Origin of the sequence: Granulicella sp. dw_53, from assembly GCF_018449545.1 — a bacterium.
Lineage (GTDB): Bacteria > Acidobacteriota > Terriglobia > Terriglobales > Acidobacteriaceae > Edaphobacter.
Genome location: NZ_JAAVUR010000003.1, coordinates 228608 through 246135 on the forward strand (window position 1 = coordinate 228608; position 17528 = coordinate 246135).

The window sequence follows — 17528 nt, forward strand, 5'->3', positions numbered from 1 at the left end:
CCTACAAAACGGCGGCGCCAAAGCAGGTGCAGCCGATTGCCTTTAGAGCATCCCAACGCTCTCTGCTGGCGACGAGCCGCACTCGTATTCCTAGCTACTTGTCAGGCTGGAAAAAAGCGTGATGAGCGTACCAACATTCTTTTGCATATTAAACCGATGCTGGAAAGATCGCAGGGCCGCGTGTCCCATCGTAGAGCGCGCATCGGGCGTGAGAGATAACCACCGCTCCAGAAGCTCAAGTGTCCCCGCAGCATCATCGTTCGCAACGATCGCGGCCCCGTCCAGTAGCACCGTATCCCAAATATTTACCTTATTCGAGATAAGCACCGGCTTGCCACAAGCCAGCGCCTCCGCCACCGCTATGCCAAAGTTTTCCTGGTGGGACGGAAGGATAAAGGCATCGCATCCATAAAGGGCTCCCCACTTCAAATCTCCTTCCAGCATTCCCACCCAATGCACCCGGTCCGAAACGCCCCCTGCCACCGCCTTCGCGACAAGTTCATCCTTCAATTCACGCTCAACCGGACCAGCAAGTACGAGCTGCAGGTTAGGATCCTTATCCGCGATCTGCGAGAAAGCATCCAGGAGCAGATCGCATCCTTTTTTAGGATGCACGCGGCCCAGAAATAAAAGATAAAACTTAGACGATCCATTCGACGAGTTCAGCGTAGGAACTCCGGAGAGGAAGAGCTTACGAAGGAGCGCTGGATCTCCGTCTGACATCTTCGCTCCGTAAGGAACAACAGACGAACGCCAGCTATGAGGCCAAAAAGTCTGTGGCGCTAACTCCGACTCCATCTCTGAAGTGAACAGAATGCGTTTCGCGCCCCGCAGGGTCCAATACTCGATAAAGATCCAATACAACGACTTCTTGAAGTGTTTCGAGGGGTACGCGCGCTTGAAATACGGATCCAGCATCCCATGCGGGAAGACCATATACGGCTTGTGCCCGTGGAAGACACGCCGCGCAGCAAATCCCAGATACTGCCACAAACCATGGACGACGACACCATCAAATCGGTCCCGCTCTCTCCGAAGAAAGGGGATAAGTTTAGGGGTGTATCCGAACTCAGTCGAGACTGGGCCAAGCGCGTGCACGGGAACGTCGAGCTCTTGGAGATAAACGGCGCTTGGATCGTCAAGCGTAACAATCTCCGCATCGTGTCCGAGCTTATGATAGCCGCTCACGATATTGCGAACGCTTGCTGCTGGGCCGCCTGCTCGTCTATCAAGAGTGGATATTAAATGGAGTATGCGCAATGTGAATCGACCACCATTTTGTGGAACTTCGGCTCTTGAAATCGATCGTCCCTTTGACGGGCTGCCACTGGTTCTGGCTTTTACCGGCGGAGTTGCTTGTTCCGTCGATATGTTCCTATTGGAAAAACCCCAAATTGCAGCAGAGCAATCCTACCAGTTGAAACTCACGGCAAGCAATAATTTGCATGGTCTTTGTTAAACACCCTACCACGATTAAATTCCGCGACTATCCTCCTTACGGACGATCTTGTGTCTATTTATTTGTGAGCGGATCGATAAGAATCGAAATACCTAACTCAGCTTGGCACAAAGAAGATCTTGGCGACGAGATCCCGCGCCAGGGAGGGGATATTTCAGTATTTGGGCGGCAACATCACCCATGCCACCCAATTAGTTATGGTCGAGTCGACTAATTACCCTCGAGCGATCGTAGCGCTCTAACCGGTAGATAGTTTTGTAACAGGTATAGCATCGCCATGGGTACAGCCCGAACAGAACAAGAACATACTGCTCGAGAAATCCCCGTCGCTTCTTTCGTTCCAGAGACACTTTACAGCTCTTGCAGGTTACCTTCTTCGTTCTTGATTCCCTCGCACTACCGCCTAATTCCGGAACATTCACAGCATAAAACAAAGCCGAATTATGGATGGAAACTCGAATCATGGCATTATCTCCAAACAACAACATTTCAAAATGTGGCAGTACCTTGACAGTACCGCAAAGAAAATCGAAAAACAAGAATTCGTTTTGAAGCAAGACCTCTATAGCCGAAGTTGAAACTCACCTGCAATTACCGTTCCTTGTAGAGTCAGACTCTATTTTCTCCAAACAGTCGCAAAAATCTCATATCTCGTGACACCCACTGAATTAGGTCACTAAATGAACGTAGATCCAACTCGAATGGCTAAGGCAATATAGAAACGGATCTTGCTGTAAACGCGACTTAGAACGTCGACGATGCAACTGGAAGCCAATCAGTTGATTACAATGGAAGAAGAAGCAAATAAATGAGGCAGGTGGAATCAAAGCCAGTGGCAGCATTCGTTTGCGATCATTTTTTATGACATCGTTTCCTTAGATCCCGCCCGCACTCTTTCGTTAGTTCGTTAAGTTATGGGCAGTTATGATCCGTTCTTTACTGTTCTCTTGCATCGTCAACCACTTTCAATAGATTCTGGCTCTAAACAGGAAGGAAGAGATGCGGAGGATTGTTCTTGGACATCCATTCGGAAATGAGAATGTGAGGCAGGCTCTAGTCGCACTATCGAATGCGGGTGTTCTTGAATCCTTCGTGACTACGATCTGCGCCGAACACGTACCATTTCTTTCTAGCCTGCCTGGAAATCTACGGGAAGAAATAGAACGCCGCTCCTTCAAAGTACCTCCAAGTGACCACATCAAATCGCACCCCTTCAAGGAGGTGCTTCGGCTACTCACCTCTCGTGTGGCCCACACCCTTCCAGCCATCAGAGCATTTGGGCCGACAGTGGACGATATCTGGCAATCGCTCGACGTTCATTTGACTGTGGAAGCTCGGCGACACGAGAAAAACGGCCTCGCCGTCTACGCCTATGAAGATGGAGCATTAAGCACATTCTCCGCGCTTCCCGGAGTTCGAAAGATCTATGAGCTTCCCATCGGATATTGGAAGAGCATGCATCGGCTGTTCATGGAAGAACGTACACTCAACCCCGACTGGGCAGTAACGCTCGCGGGACTTAGCGATCCGCCAGAAAAACTTAAGCGCAAGGATGCGGAACTCGAACTCTCCGATCAGATCATCGTCCCCAGCGAGTTCGTAAAATCGACGCTCCCTGAACATTGGGCCGCAAAGGCAAATATTGTCCAATATGGATGCCCAAGTCCAACCAAAATAAGAATTTCAGCAACTCATAATAAAGGACCGCTACGAGCGCTCTTCTGCGGTTCCTTAGGACAACGCAAAGGTATCTCCTATCTCTTCAATGCAATCGAGCGGATGGGTCGTCACGTAGAACTCACAGTAATTGGCTCAGAGGTAGCCCCTTGCCCTTCGTTACAGCATGCGCTTGAGAAGACAACATGGCATCGGTCGCTGCCCCACGCTAGAGTCTTGGAACTAATGCAGAGCCATGACGTTTTGGTCTTCCCAACATTGTTTGAAGGCAGGGCTCTGGTAGTTCTTGAGGCTCTCTCTCAAGGTCTCCCAGTCATAACAACAGCTCACTCCGGGGCAACCGACGTCGTGATAAGCGGCCAATCCGGATTTCTTATACCAATTCGCTCAACGGACGCCATCGTAGAGGCACTGGAGACGCTATACGATAATCGCGATTTATTAGACTACATGAAGGAACAAGCTCGGGTGATTGCTGCTGCAACATCCTGGGAGTCTTACCGTGCGAACCTCCTGAGCGCTCTTGCCCTCACTTGAAGTCTTTGAAGTGAGATAACAAAGTCGAATTTACAGAGGAATTAGGCGATCTCCACTTCTACCTATCCTTTACCTTCAACTTAGCGTATCGATTACCTCTCGATCACAAAGTGCGTATTTCTAGCTTCTACGAGCAAAGGTATCTCCTTGATTCTCTTGTGAGGCCAGAGAAGATACTGTTACACTTGGATCGAGTCCGTTCGTTGAAGCGCTGTAAACAGGGAGTTTCTTGGATAGAACAGTGGATCAGGGAAACGGCACGGCACAAACACAATCAGATGCTATCGGCATTGCAGATATTCTTCGGATTCTTGCACGACGCAAGTTGATGATTATAGGAATAATGCTAGTCTGTCTGGTTGCTTCGGCTGTATACACCTCGCGTCAGCCTAAAAAGTACGAGGCCGAGTGCAGGATAGATATAGATCTAAATACTCCGAAGAGCTCGTTAGATCTACAGTCGTCCAACTCTGGTTCTTCCTCTACCGACCAAAAGATGGCCACCCAGTTGGGCATCATCACCAGCCAGTCCATCGCCTGGGACGTAATTAATAAGCTAAAGCTAACTAGCAATCCAGATTTTGTAGGTCGAGTTGCGGCCCAATCTCCCGCCCCTCTCAGTTCCCTCTCCGATATCGACCGCTACTCTCTTATCCGCAGCTTTCAAGGTGGTCTGACCGTTCAATTTGAGCGCGGAACCGAGATCGCTCAAATTCGCTATAAAAGCATAAGCCCGATCCTCGCCGCTCAGATAGCGAACGCTGTGGCAGAGAGCTACATTCAACATAACTTCGAAACGAAATATACGACCACGCGCACCACCTCAACGTGGCTCAATGGGCAACTACAAACCTTGCGTACCCAGGTCTCCGATGCGGAGCAGGAGTTCGCCGACTTCCAGAAGAAGACCGGCCTGCTCCAAACGGATGAGAGTCACAGTGCCCTGCAGGATAGGATCAATCAGCTCAATACGGCCCTATCGACCGCACAAACAGCGCGAATCCTCAAAGAGATTGCATTCAGGGAAAGTGCCTCCGCAGATCCTGATCAGGTGCTTCCGAGCGCCGCTCTGCCGACATTGGTAGCCTTGCGCAATCAGCACGCCACTTTGGAGTCAGAGTACGCATCACTGACAACGAAATACGGAGACGCTTATCCTCGTGTCGTTCAACTGAAGAACGAGTTAACGCAGGTCCAGGCTGGAATTGATTCGCAGATAAAACGCGGACGCCAGCAACTGGAGTTGGAATACCGTGCCGCGATGGCCAACGAGGATCAACTGCGGGCTGCGGTCGAGGCCCAGAAGGAGGAGATCTTCTCAATGAATGAGAACGCCCTCCGGTACAGCATCCTTCAGCGCCAGGTAGTCTCTGTCAGAGATCTCTATGAAGATCTGACGCGCAAGCTCCAAGAGGCGCAAATCACGTCGGGACTCAGTTCCGATACGATCTCTGTGATCGACCGAGCCTTGGCCCCCTCCGTGCCGACTGAACCCAGGCGATCGCTCAACCTTGAAGTTGGTCTTCTGCTTGGTGTAGTTCTCGGCATCGCGACTGCCTTCTTGCTGGATAACCTGAACACCACAGTTCGTTCGCTGGAGGATGTGGCTCGGTACTCTGGCCTTCCGGTGCTTGGCCTGATTCCCCACGCGCCCCTCAAGCAAAGAAACGGACGCGATGCGACCCCGGACGAAGCCAAAGGGCCTGTTGGCCCACGCGTCCTTCAGGATACGCGTTCTCATTTTGCCGAATCGTTTCGAATTCTACGGTCTTCCATCCTCCTCAGTTCCGCTGGCGGGCCTCCCCAATTTATTCTGGTGTGCAGCGCCTGGCCCTTCGAGGGAAAGAGTACCGTCTCCCTGAATTTATCCATGACGCTCGCTCAGGCGGGGAAAAAAGTTCTCCTGGTCGATGGAGATTTGATCAGACCCTCCTTGCACTCGAAGCTTGGGGTTGGAGCCGGTGACGTTGGCCTTAGCAGCCTCCTGACGACCGCCGAGTACGTCTCACCCGCGAGCTACGTGCATCCCGGGTTAACCGTCCCAACCCTGGACTTCTTACCAGCCGGAAAGATTCCCCCTGCCTCGGCTGAGCTGCTTATGTCTCAGAAGATGAGCGAACTCCTCAAGGAGTGGCGAACCATGTATGACTTTGTCGTTGTAGACTCCGCTCCCGTACTGGCCGTCAGCGACTCCTCCTCGCTCGCCAGCATCGCCGATGCCACTATCATGGTAGTGCGGGCTGGTGTCACCCGCCGCCAATCGCTCAGGGCATTGCGCGATACAATCACCAGCGTCCGCGGAAAGATCGCCGGCGTTCTGTTGAACGATGTCGAAACAAATTCCGACCTGTATTACGACTACTACGGAGGAAAAGGAAAGTACGGAGTCTACTATTCGGAGAACTCGAATGAATAAATTTGGACGATGGTACTCCGCTGGCTCTCTACTTCTGACGCTTGAGCTTTGTCTGTCCGTCGTTCCAGGAGGTCTCTGGGCACAGGCTACGGGGGTCTCTCAGCCGACTGAGACCTCTCCGCAGACATCGACTGGAACTCCCGAGCAAGAGTTACGAAATCTCAATCAAACCGATACGAAGATCGAACCCGGCGATCTCCTTACGATCCTGGTATTCGACACTCCCGAATTTTCCGGCCCTATCCGCGTAAGCAACAAGGGCAGCGTCGACCTCCCTCTCATCGGAAGCCTCACAATTACAGGAATGTCACCCGTAGAGGCTGCCGCGCTCATAAGGGCTCGCCTGATCCAAGGCAACTTTCTTAAGGACCCCCAAGTCAGCATTAGCTACGCCGATCTCACCAACCACACTGTAACGTTGCTGGGGGAGATCTCCCACCCAGGTCCGGTCCCACTCAACGGCGTAAAGACGCTCTGGGACGTTATAGGGTTTGCGGGAGGTCCAACCATAGCCGCTGGCAAGAAAATAATGATCTTTCATCGGGGAGACAACTCCAACCCCTCCATCTTCGACATGAGTTGGGACAAGGATCTCACCGGTCAACCCAATCCTGTGATCTACCCCGGAGACACGATTCAGGTCACCCGCGCCGGCGTCGTCTATGTTGTAGGCCAGGTGGGTCGCCAGGGGGCCTATCCAATCGCCCGCCAACGGATGACAGTAGCAGAAGCGATTGCACTTTCCGGAGGCATCCCGTATGTCGCAAAGGCCGCACACGCCCGGTTGATACACCGCACAGAGTCGGGTCACACTGTTGAGGAGATCGATATCCCTTCGATGTTACAAGGCAAGCGGGCGGATGTTGTTCTGCATGATAATGACATAATCTTTGTGCCGCTCAGCATATCCAAAGTAGCGATCACCAGGGGAATAGAGTCCGCTATCGCATTCTCTTCTAGTTTCCTCACCTACCGAGTCGCACAAAACAACAACAACTAGTCCTTCACTCCGATACCCAACTGGCGTGATGACGGGATCGACGTATTATGACCGCCATAGTTGAGCGTACAGTTGCTCCAGTCGCCGACAACAGATTGCACTCGCAGTCGATTCGGCGTCTTAAAACGTTCATCTGGCTGTACCTTCTCCTGCTTCTCTTCGAGGGTGCCGTGCGGAAATGGATTCCGCCGCTCTCCACGCCATTCCTGCTGGTTCGGGACCCCGTGGCGCTCCTAATCTGGTTTTCCGGGAGGCGGCTGAGAGTAGGCAGCCAAAGGGTCTGGACAGCCTTTGATATTTACGCACTGACGATAACCATCTTAGGTCTGCTCCAACTCATCGGAACAACTCTGAACCCACTCGTAATTCTCTATGGGTGGAGATCCTATGTGCTGCACATCCCTGTGATCATCGTGTTGGGAGCGTTCCTTGACGCCAAAGATCTCAAGACCATCGGGAAATGGACCCTGATCATTTCGATCCCAATGACGATTTTGATGGTGGCACAGTACCTCGCCCCTCCGGTCTCATTTCTCAATCGTGGCGCCTCGGAAGGGGGCGGACAAATCATCGGCGCATTGGGTCACATCCGGCCCGCTGGAACCTTCAGTTACATCACCGGTCCCATCAGCTTTGTCCCTCTCGTCGCAGTCACATGCATCTGGGGCATGGTGCGTAAGGGGCTGTTTCCGCAATGGCTCGTATATTCCTCTGCGATTGCAACTCTCATCGTCATCCCGGTCAGCGTCAGTCGATCCATTGCGGTTTTAGTTGCAGGGGTTATATTTACCTCGGCTCTTGGCATAGTCATCCGGAGTGGTATTTCATTCAATCCCGACCGCCTGCCGCACATCGCCGTAGGAATGCTTGCCGGCGTCGCTGTCGTCATTGGACTTGCACAGGTTCCGCTCGTTCGAGACGCGATGGACACCTTTACAACCCGCTGGACCCAAGCGCAAGGAACTGCTGGCGACAACTCGGCTTTGGAAGACCGCATCGTCGCCAGCGTCACCGAGGCTCTGAGCCCCGTCACAAAGGTCTCCGCTCTAGGGTCTGGAATAGGTGCAGGGAGCTCCGTAGCCGCAGCCCTGAACAACAACCGGTTGTCGTCCTTCGAATTTGGAGAAGGCTCCCTGGAACGTGAGGTCTACGAACTTGGTTCGTGGCTGGGCCCCATCTTCGTCCTATCGAGAATGGTGTTCGCACTCGTCCTATTTGTAAGCTTGTTCAGATCGATCTACCGAGGAGTAATACTTCCCTGGCTTCTTGTGGTCCCTGCTTTAGGGGCTATCACCCAGGGCTCCTTCGACCTCGCAACCTCACAAGGCTTCCTGGTAGTGATAGTAGGCATCACGATCGCATCGCTCCGCATGGAACAAGATGCGCGATAATCTTCACATCCGAAAAACTACAGACAGACCCATCCAGCACCGGCCTTATCCTTAAGATCAGCATGACCACCTCCATCTCCTCATCATTCTCCCGACTCCTCCTGCTGCTCGCCGCCGGGCTCCTCACCGCGTCCTCTGCTCAGGCCATCGAGGTCAAGGTCTCCGCCCAGGCTCTGGAGCGCACCCTGCGTGCTCAACTCTTCAATTCCGCCGACGGTCGTTACTACATGCGCGGCGACATCTCTACCCCTTGCTACGTCTACGTCGACTCACCCCGCATCTCCTTCAAGGACGACCGCGTCGTCGTCCACGTCCACACCCGCGCCAAGATCGGCACCTCCGTCTACGGCACCTGTGTCGGCGTCCCCTTCAACACCGAAGCAGACGTCTCCTTCATCCCCGACGCCGAAGGCGAGTCCATCGGCTTCCGCGACGCCCGCATCGAGCGTCTCTCCGAAAACCGCGAGCTCAACTTCCTCCTCGTCCCCTTTCTCTCCCGCAAGCTTCCCTCCCAGATGAAGGTCAACGCCGCCGACCTCATGCGCAAGCTCCTCCTGCACTCGGCCGACACCACCGGTTACGCCCTCTCCCTCAGCTCCCTCAAGCTCCATTCCATGCTCGTCGAGGGTCAAAACCTCACCTTGGATGTCGATGCCAACATGCATGTGGACTGAACATAGTTACAATCAGACTCATAGTGAATACAAGTCTGTTTGAACTCTTCAAGATCGGCATCGGCCCATCTAGCTCGCACACCGTCGGCCCCATGCGCGCCGCCCTGCGCTTCGTGCACGAGCTCCAGTCCTCCGCCGCCCTTCCCGCGGCGATGCGCATCCAGATCGACCTCTTCGGCTCCCTCGCCCTCACTGGAATCGGCCACGGAACCGACCGCGCCATCCTCTTGGGCCTCTCCGGCGAAGCCCCCGATACCGTCGATCCCGCCCGCATCGAAGACCTTCTGGCTCACATCCGCCAGTCCCAGACCCTCTGCCTGGGCGGCTCGCAAGAGATTCCCTTCCACGAGCCCACCGACCTCCTCTTCCATCGCAACCAGATGTACCCCGATCCCAACCGCCCCTCGCACCCCAACGGAATCCGCTTCACCGCCTTCGATGCAGCCGGCGCCATCCTTCACTCCGACGTCTTCTACTCCGTCGGCGGTGGCTTCATCGTCTCCCACGCCGAGTTCGAAGCCGAACGCGACGCCCCAGCCGCCACCAGCTCCCGCACCGTTCCCTACCCCTTCCGCAGCGCCGACGACCTCCTCACCATCGCCGCCTCGCAGAACCTCAGCATCGCCGAACTCCTCCTTGCCAACGAAGTAGCCCTTCTCTCCGACCCCAACATCAAGATCAGCCGCCCCCAACCCGACACAGAAGCCGCCACACACCCCGTCAACCCTGAAGATCAGATCAGAGCCAGCATCCTCGCCCTCTGGCAGGTCATGCAGCAGTGCACCGAACGGGGTGTAGCGACCGAAGGCATCCTCCCCGGCGGCCTCAAGGTCCGCCGCCGCGCCCATCGTCTCGCCGAGCGTCTCAACACCTTCGGCTCCAAAGATCCCCTCGCCCCCATCGACTGGGTCACCGTCTACGCCATGGCCGTCAACGAGGAGAACGCCGCCGGAGGCCGTGTCGTCACCGCGCCAACCAACGGGGCAGCCGGAGTCATCCCCGCCATCGCTCACTACTACATGCGCTTCGTCGCGAAGCTCCCTAACCCCGAGACCTCAGCCCCCGCCCTCTCACCCCAGGAAGCCGAATCCGGCCTCCTCCGTTTCTTCCTCACCGCAGCCGCCATCGGCATCCTTTACAAAGAGAACGCCAGCATCTCCGGAGCCGAAGTCGGCTGCCAGGGCGAGGTAGGCGTAGCCTGCAGCATGGCCGCCGGAGGTCTCGTAGCTGCTCTCAACGGCACCAACGCCCAGATTGAGCACGCCGCCGAGATCGCCATGGAGCACAACCTCGGCATGACCTGCGATCCCATCGGAGGCCTCGTCCAGATCCCCTGCATCGAACGCAACGGCATGGGCGCCGTCAAAGCCATCAACGCCGCCCGCATGGCTATGCACGAGTCCGGCGATCACAAACTCTCCCTCGATCAGGTCATCGCCACCATGTACCAGACCGGCCTCGACATGCAATCCCGCTACAAGGAGACCTCACTCGCCGGCCTCGCGCTCAACATCATCGAGTGCTGACGGAAATCAACTCGCGGCAAACCGCCCCAGGTTAATCCAGTATCGCGTCGCCAACGTCACCCTTCCTTCTTCTGCATAGCGCTCGAAGTACTCCCGCAGCGCCCGCTCGAACGGCGGATACCTCGGATCTTCCATGCGCGGAGCATGAGACAGCGACATCGTCATGCCATACAACTCATCCCAATCCAGTGACATGGTGCCGGCAATCTCCTTACGCAGGAAGTCACTCGCCAGATACTCTTCCATCCGTCGATACACACCATACCCAGCATGAGAGTCTGCGTTATCCGTCGCCCGCTCACGCAAAAGCTCTTCGAAGGCCTCGTTCTCTTCACGCCCCGCCTGCGCTCGCCCAAACGCGATGATCGCGATCCACCCTCCCGGCTTCAGGATGCGGCGAAACTCCTCCATCGCCCGCTCCGTGTCGAACCAGTGCATCGCTCGCCCCGCCGTCACCATCTCCACCGAGCCATCCTCGAGGCTCGTATTCTCCGCGGTGCCATCGATAATCTCGATCAGCGAACTCTCTTCGTGCAGACGAGCGAACATCTCCCGCATCTCCACATTCGGCTCCACGGCAAGCACGCGATTGCCATTCGCAACAAAGATATCGCTCAGCAAGCCGGTCCCCGCCCCGATGTCCGCCACCTTCCACTCCGGCGTAAGGCCACACCAGTCCCGAAGCAGCGGCAACAGGATATCCGGTGCATACCTCTCGCGGTAGCGCGCATACTCCGCTACCTTGCCGTCGAAGCGGCGTACATTCTCTTCCATAAACCTCACCATCTTCATTCGATGCAGCGAACGCTCCTTCAGCGCCACACTAGCGTTCGACCGCCAAGGCCACCGAGTTCCCACCACCCAGACAAAGCGCCGCAACCCCCTTCTTTGCATCCCGCCGCATCATCTCGTGCACCAGTGTCACCAGCACTCTTGCTCCGCTCGCTCCAATCGGATGTCCGATCGCCACCGCACCGCCATTCACATTCACTCGCACGGCATCGATCCCCAACTCCTTCATCACCCCCAGCGCCTGAACGCTAAACGCCTCATTCAACTCAAACAGATCTACCTCATCGATCCCCCAACCCGCTCGCTCCAGCACCCTCTGCACGCCAACCACCGGAGCCAGCATCACCCACTTCGGAGCAACGCCACTCATCGCCTGCGCCCGAATCGTCACCATCGCCTCTAGCCCCAACACCTTTGCTCTCTCAGCAGACATCACAACCAAAGCCGCAGCCGCATCATTCACCCCCGGAGCATTTCCTGCCGTCACGGTGCCATCCGTCTTGAACGCCGGACGCAACCGCGCCAACGCCTCCAGCGCAGTGGCAGGATCATCCACCGCATCCTCCCGCACACTCTCATCCTTGTCGAAGATCTTTACAGCTCCTTTACGGCCCGGCACCGACACCGCCATCACCTCCGCATCGAACCGTCCTTCCCTCCACGCAGCTCCCGCTCGCCGATGCGACTCTAGCGCATAAGCATCCTGAGCCTCACGCGTGATCGCATGCTTTTCCGCCACCAACTCTCCCGTCATTCCCATATGTTGGTTATCGCACGCACACCACAACCCATCCTTCACCATCGAATCCACCACCGTCGCATCGCCCATCCGAAATCCCTTGCGCCCTTGCGGCAGCAGGTACGGCGCATTCGACATCGACTCCATCCCACCCGCCACCACAATCTCCGCTGCGCCCGTCATCACACTCTGCGCCGCCAGCGCGACTGCCTTCAAACCCGAACCGCACACCATGTTGATGGTCATCGCTGCCACCGTATCAGCAAGCCCGCCTTGCAGCGCTGCCTGTCGCGCTGGGTTCTGTCCGAGCCCTGCCGGAAGCACGCACCCCATCAAGCATTCATCCACGCTTGCAGCATCGATCGCCGCTCTACGCACCGCTTCGCGCACGACCAGCGCGCCTAGTTGCACCGCCGTCATCTCGCTCAACGCCCCTTGAAACTTCCCCACTGGCGTTCGCACCGCAGACACAATCACTACATCTTTCATCGTTACACCTCGACCCAAAACTCATTCCCAGTCACAACATCAGAAGCGCAAGTATAGGCTGCAAACAATCTCTCTCGCATCGTCTCTTCACTCACAACACACCACCATCTCGCTTCTGATCTCTGCATGAGGCACTGCCATCATCAAAAAAAATCTCTTCAACATTGCGATTTTTCTTGACACATTTTTTTCATGAATCTATACCTTCGTTAGCTGCAATGTAGTTCTTGCAGAGTCGTCGTCTAATCACAGGGAGAATAGACACATGGCAACCAAGAAGGCGGCAGCAAAAAAGTCGGCCAAGAAAGCAACGAAGAAGGCCGCAAAAAAGTAGTCCAACCAGGCAAACGCAAGAAGGGGGACGCATCAAGCGTCCCCCTTCTCCGTTAATTCTTCTTCAGCTCTACTCCGAACTCGCCGCCCGTCCGGGTCCCTTCGGCGTTGCCAGATAGCCCGACACCTTATTCTTCTCTACGACATTCACCACGATCTCGTACAGTACTGGATCCTTTCCTGTATAGAACTGCACAGGTTCATCCAGGTTCCTGTCCTTCTTCTCGATGTTGCGATCGTCCGCACTCACATTCAGCGTGAACTTCGACCGCTTCTCGTCCACCTTCTTCAACTGCAGCTTGATCGTCGAAAGCAGGATCGGCTTCGCGCCCTTCTGCAACGTGAACTCGAAGTAGTTGCGGTCGCCCTTGTGCTTCAGTACCTCCAGCTCACTGTGGTTCGTGGCGATCAACCCGCTCATCACGCCAGCATCGCCAACCACGCGTTGCAGTTGCGTCTTCGTCGTCTCCAGATCGCTCTTCGTCGCGGCGACATCCGTCTTCACGCCGCCCACATCAGTCTTCACGCTAGCGACATCGCTCGACACCGCGCCAATCTGCTTCACCGCTGCTGCCTGCGCCTGCTCCAGCTTCGCCGTCTCGATCTTCTGCGTGGCCAGGATGCTCTGCGTCCTCAGCTCGATCTGCTTCTGGGTCATGCCGACGCTATGGCCCAGCGTCTCGCTCGTCGCCTTCAAACGCGCATTGGTTGCATCCAGCTTCGCCACCAGATCTGCGCTCCTTTGATCCGCGGCCGCCAGCTTCTGCTCCGTCGCTCCAAGATGGCTCTGCAGCATGTAACACCAAACCAAGGCTCCCAGTGCCGCCAGCAACCCCACTGCTACGACTGCAATAAACGCACCCGACGCCGAGCGCTCCTGTACGAATCCTTCTTCACTCATCGCAACCTCCAGTGTTTCCGACCCTTAGTTTGACGTTATGTCCGCGCAACCATCACATCGCAGCACACGGCGTCCCAATGGTTCAATCCAAACTATATCCTCCCTCGTCGATCTACACTTCTTATATGCCTCACTCTGACTGCTGCATCGCCGGCGCTGGCATCATCGGACTCTCCCTTGCGCTCGAACTTCACCATCGCGGAGCCACCGTAACCGTACTCGAGTCCGGCGACCCCTTGGCCCAGGCCTCCACTGCCGCCGCCGGAATGCTTGCCGCCCACGATCCCGAGAACCCGCCGCAACTTCAATCCATCTCCGACCTCAGCCTCTCCCTCTACCCGGCCTATCTCTCGCAGATAGAATCCCTCTCCGGCCTTCCCGTCCCCTTCCAGACCTCCCTCACCCTCCAAGCGCTACCCTCCTCTTCGTCACTCCCCTTGGCCACCCCCGAAGAACTCCCTCGGCAACTCATCCTCGGCAACCATCACTTTCATCGCATCAAAGAGCACAGCATCGATCCCCGCCAACTCGCCACGGCTCTCCTCGCCGCCGTGCAAGCTACCTCCGTCGACCTCCACTCTCACACCCCCGTCATCAACATCCGCGCCATCGGCAATTCGATCCAAATCGAAACCCCCACCACCACCTTCACCGCCTCCCACTTCATCGACTGCACCGGAGCGTGGGCCGCCACCGCACCTCCCTCCCGCGTCGTCCCGCGAAAAGGTCAACTCCTCTCAGTAGCCTTGCCGCCAACCCTCCCTCTCGACCTCGTCCTCCGCACACCCGGCATTTACATCGTTCCCCGCACCCAGGGTCCAAACGCTGGACGAGCCATCATCGGAGCCACACTCGAAGATCGTGGCTTCGACAAGACCGTCCACCCCGCAGACATCGCTCGACTCCACTCCCTCGCCTCGCATCTGCTGCCCGATCTCGCGATAGCTCCCGTCCTCGAATCATGGGCTGGCCTCCGTCCCACCACTCCCGATGGCCTTCCTCTCCTTGGCGCCGTAAAAGACAATCCGCGCCACCTCCTCGCAACCGGCCACTACCGGAACGGCATCCTCCTCGCCCCCGTAACCGCTCATCTCATCGCACAACTCCTTTCGAACGAGCCACTCTCTCTGGACCTCTCCGCCCTCTCTCCGGCCCGCGACTTTCCTGTTCCATAAGCCCATACATCGCACACACGGAACGATATTCGCCCATCCGGTCGTGACAACCCTTTTGTCACTAAGCTATAAACGATGTACTTCGTGTTCTACCCTTTGGAGAAGGAACTATGTCCAGCGTTGTCGCACCGAAAGGCCTAGAAGGCATCGTCGCTACCAGCTCTTCCATCTGCTGGATCGACGGTGACGCAGGCGTCCTCTCCTATCGTGGCATCGATATTCACGAGCTCGCCGATCACTCCACCTTTGAAGAGACCACCTACCTTCTCTGGTTTGGAAAGCTGCCCACCGCCGAGGAACTCGCGTCCTTCTCCGCCCAGCTCGCCGCCACCCGCACCATCCACCCCAAGGTGATCGACCTCCTCCGCAGCGTCCCCGCCGACGCGACCCCCATGCAGGTCCTGCGCACCGCCACCTCCCTGCTCAGCATCTACGACGCCGACGAAGCCGACTCCAGCCACGACGCTAACGTCCGCAAGTCCTTCCGTCTCACCTCGCAGATCGCCATGATCGTCGCCCTCTTCGACCGCATCCGCAAGGGCAAGACCATCGTTGAGGCCGACCCCACCCTCTCCCACGCCGCCAACTTCCTCTGGATGCTCAACGGTGAGAAGCCCTCCGCCACCGCCACTCACGCCTTCGACGTCGCTCTCATCCTCCACGCAGACCACGAGCTCAACGCCAGCACCTTCGCCGCCCGCGTCATCGCCGCGACCCTCGCCGACATTCACTCCGCAGTCACAGGAGCCATCGGAGCACTCAAAGGCCCCCTCCACGGCGGAGCCAACGAAGCCACCATGCGCCTCCTCTACGCCATCGACAAGGCCGGCGCCGACCCCGTCGAGTACGTCAAGCAGATGTTCGCCGAGAAGAAAAAGATCTCCGGCTTCGGCCACCGCGTCTACCACACCGAAGATCCCCGCGCCACGCACCTCCGCCGCATGTCCGAGTCCCTCGGCAAGGACGCAGGCAACACCAAGTGGTTCGACATGTCCCAGAAGATCGAGCACTTCGTAAAGGGAGAAAAGAAGCTCAACGCCAACGTCGACTTCTACTCCGCCTCCACCTACACCACCCTCGGCATCGACATCGATCTCTTCACCCCCATCTTCGCCGTCAGCCGCATCTCCGGCTGGGCCGCCCACGTCATCGAGCAGCACGACGACAACCGCCTCATCCGTCCTCGCGCCGACTACGTTGGACCTGCCTACCCCACCGCCTACACCCCCGTCGCCCAACGCTGATCCCCGGCCCGAATTCTTTTACCAGTTGGCAACTGGCCCCGAAGATGCCATGCTCATCTCTACCCAACTTTTCTGGAGCATGGTTTGCCATCACAACAGCAGCGTCTGGCATACCCCTGCATCTTATTGCTCACCATGATGGGGATAGGCTCTGCCCGCCATGCGCGGGCTCAAACCAGCCTGCACCCGGAAGCCCAGGCCACGCTCTACACTGTCGAGCAGCCTCTCACCACCGCCGATACCCCTTACACAGAGCAATCCTCCACCCCAAAGCCCCCTGAACCAAGGCCGCCCGCAAGCGCCGCCCTGCAGGAATCCGCCGAAGCCGTCGACTCCCCCGGCCTTCCCTTCCTTCACGGCTTTAACGCTGGCATCACCCTAGTAGGCATTCACGACTCCGTCGTAGGCTGGTCCACGCTCGCAACCCCCTCCATCGGCTACAGCTTCAACGACATCTTCAGCATCGACGCCACCCTTCCCATCTACATGTATCGTCTGGCCGAAAACCTCTCCACCCGTACCCGGCGAAGCCAGCTCCTCGTCAACCAGCGCGGCGAGCTCGGAGACGTCGTCCTCGGCTTCCACGCCCAATTCATCCCCCGCCACCTCCTCTATCAGGCAAACGTCGCGGTCACGGCGCCCACCGGCGACGAAGCCTACGGCCTCACCACCGGCCGTTGCACCTTCGACCTCACCAACCACTTCGAGCGCTCCTTCGGTCGTCTCACCCCCAACATCGAGCTCGGCGTCGGCGACTCCAGTTACCTCGTCAATCGCCTCGTCAACAAAAACTACACCTCCCTCGGCCCCATCTCCCACTACCAGCTCGGTCTCGGCATCGAGCTCCTCCGCAACATCTTCTTCGAGACCGACGCCTACGAAAATCTGCCCATCGGCGATCAGAAGATCTACGGTCCCTCCCGCAACGGCCGGGCCACCATCGTCACCGGCCGCAGCGTCACCGAGGACAACGGCCTCACCAACTCCCTCGAGGTCCCCATCGATCGCCACACCTCCCTCTCCACCTACTACAGCCGCAGCCTCCGCCTCCACATCGACTCCGTCGCCTTCGGAGTCACCTACGTCCTTCGTGCCCCCGCTCCGCCAGTCGAAGAGCCCCTCGACGACCTCTTCCGCTAACCATCGCTGCACGCTAAATCCCTCCCCCGCTGCGT

14 protein-coding genes are annotated in these 17528 nt (G+C 56.9%); 10 read left to right on the forward strand and 4 right to left on the reverse strand.

The genetic code is table 11. From position 1 onward, the window contains the following. Nucleotides 1-90: 90 nt before the first annotated feature. A complete protein-coding gene (locus tag HB393_RS06190; RefSeq protein WP_213804286.1) occupies nucleotides 91-1260 on the reverse strand; it encodes a glycosyltransferase in 1170 nt (389 codons plus the stop codon). On the opposite strand from HB393_RS06190, the gene HB393_RS06195 reads away from it, so the two are divergent. From HB393_RS06195 to HB393_RS06225, 7 genes are all read left to right on the forward strand, one after another. Next, nucleotides 1253-1459, forward strand: a complete 207-nt coding sequence (locus HB393_RS06195; RefSeq protein WP_213804287.1) for a hypothetical protein — start codon at nucleotides 1253-1255, stop codon at nucleotides 1457-1459. The two genes, HB393_RS06190 and HB393_RS06195, sit on opposite strands and share 8 nt — an antisense overlap. Nucleotides 1460-2458: 999 nt before the next feature. Then, nucleotides 2459-3673 carry a glycosyltransferase family 4 protein gene (locus HB393_RS06200; protein ID WP_213804288.1) on the forward strand — a complete coding sequence of 405 codons (1215 nt, stop codon included), beginning with the start codon at nucleotides 2459-2461 and terminating at the stop codon, nucleotides 3671-3673. A gap of 241 nt (nucleotides 3674-3914) precedes the next feature. Continuing rightward, the gene (locus HB393_RS06205) at nucleotides 3915-6089 is read left to right on the forward strand and encodes a polysaccharide biosynthesis tyrosine autokinase (RefSeq protein ID WP_213804289.1); all 2175 of its coding nucleotides are present in this window, start codon (nucleotides 3915-3917) and stop codon (nucleotides 6087-6089) included. Further along, nucleotides 6082-7089 (forward strand): polysaccharide biosynthesis/export family protein, encoded by a 1008-nt coding sequence (locus HB393_RS06210; RefSeq protein WP_213804290.1) that lies wholly within the window; start codon nucleotides 6082-6084, stop codon nucleotides 7087-7089. The genes HB393_RS06205 and HB393_RS06210 overlap by 8 nt, the downstream gene beginning before the upstream one ends. Before the next feature lie 47 nt (nucleotides 7090-7136). Next, nucleotides 7137-8480 (forward strand): hypothetical protein, encoded by a 1344-nt coding sequence (locus tag HB393_RS06215; protein WP_213804291.1) that lies wholly within the window; start codon nucleotides 7137-7139, stop codon nucleotides 8478-8480. 62 nt (nucleotides 8481-8542) lie between these two features. Continuing rightward, the gene (locus tag HB393_RS06220; protein WP_213804292.1) at nucleotides 8543-9154 is read left to right on the forward strand and encodes a hypothetical protein; all 612 of its coding nucleotides are present in this window, start codon (nucleotides 8543-8545) and stop codon (nucleotides 9152-9154) included. 23 nt (nucleotides 9155-9177) lie between these two features. Beyond that, nucleotides 9178-10680, forward strand: a complete 1503-nt coding sequence (locus HB393_RS06225; protein WP_213804293.1) for an L-serine ammonia-lyase — start codon at nucleotides 9178-9180, stop codon at nucleotides 10678-10680. A 6-nt stretch (nucleotides 10681-10686) separates the two neighbouring features. Here the strand turns inward: HB393_RS06225 and HB393_RS06230 are convergent, their stop codons facing one another. The 3 genes from HB393_RS06230 to HB393_RS06240 form a co-directional block, all read right to left on the reverse strand. After that, a complete protein-coding gene (locus HB393_RS06230) occupies nucleotides 10687-11454 on the reverse strand; it encodes a class I SAM-dependent methyltransferase (RefSeq protein ID WP_213804294.1) in 768 nt (255 codons plus the stop codon). Nucleotides 11455-11503: 49 nt separating this feature from the next. Beyond that, nucleotides 11504-12700, reverse strand: coding sequence for an acetyl-CoA C-acetyltransferase (locus HB393_RS06235; RefSeq protein ID WP_213804295.1), 1197 nt, complete (start codon nucleotides 12698-12700; stop codon nucleotides 11504-11506). Between the two features lie 403 nt (nucleotides 12701-13103). Continuing rightward, nucleotides 13104-13934, reverse strand: a complete 831-nt coding sequence (locus HB393_RS06240; protein ID WP_213804296.1) for a hypothetical protein — start codon at nucleotides 13932-13934, stop codon at nucleotides 13104-13106. 125 nt (nucleotides 13935-14059) lie between these two features. Between HB393_RS06240 and HB393_RS06245 the strand changes: the two genes are divergently transcribed. The 3 genes from HB393_RS06245 to HB393_RS06255 all read left to right on the forward strand — a co-directional run bounded on the left by HB393_RS06245 (nucleotide 14060) and on the right by HB393_RS06255 (nucleotide 17493). After that, nucleotides 14060-15109, forward strand: a complete 1050-nt coding sequence (locus HB393_RS06245; RefSeq protein ID WP_213804297.1) for an FAD-dependent oxidoreductase — start codon at nucleotides 14060-14062, stop codon at nucleotides 15107-15109. A gap of 110 nt (nucleotides 15110-15219) precedes the next feature. Next, nucleotides 15220-16353, forward strand: a complete 1134-nt coding sequence (locus HB393_RS06250) for a citrate synthase (RefSeq protein ID WP_213804298.1) — start codon at nucleotides 15220-15222, stop codon at nucleotides 16351-16353. Nucleotides 16354-16437: 84 nt separating this feature from the next. Next, nucleotides 16438-17493, forward strand: a complete 1056-nt coding sequence (locus HB393_RS06255; protein WP_213804299.1) for a hypothetical protein — start codon at nucleotides 16438-16440, stop codon at nucleotides 17491-17493. Nucleotides 17494-17528: the final 35 nt, after the last annotated feature.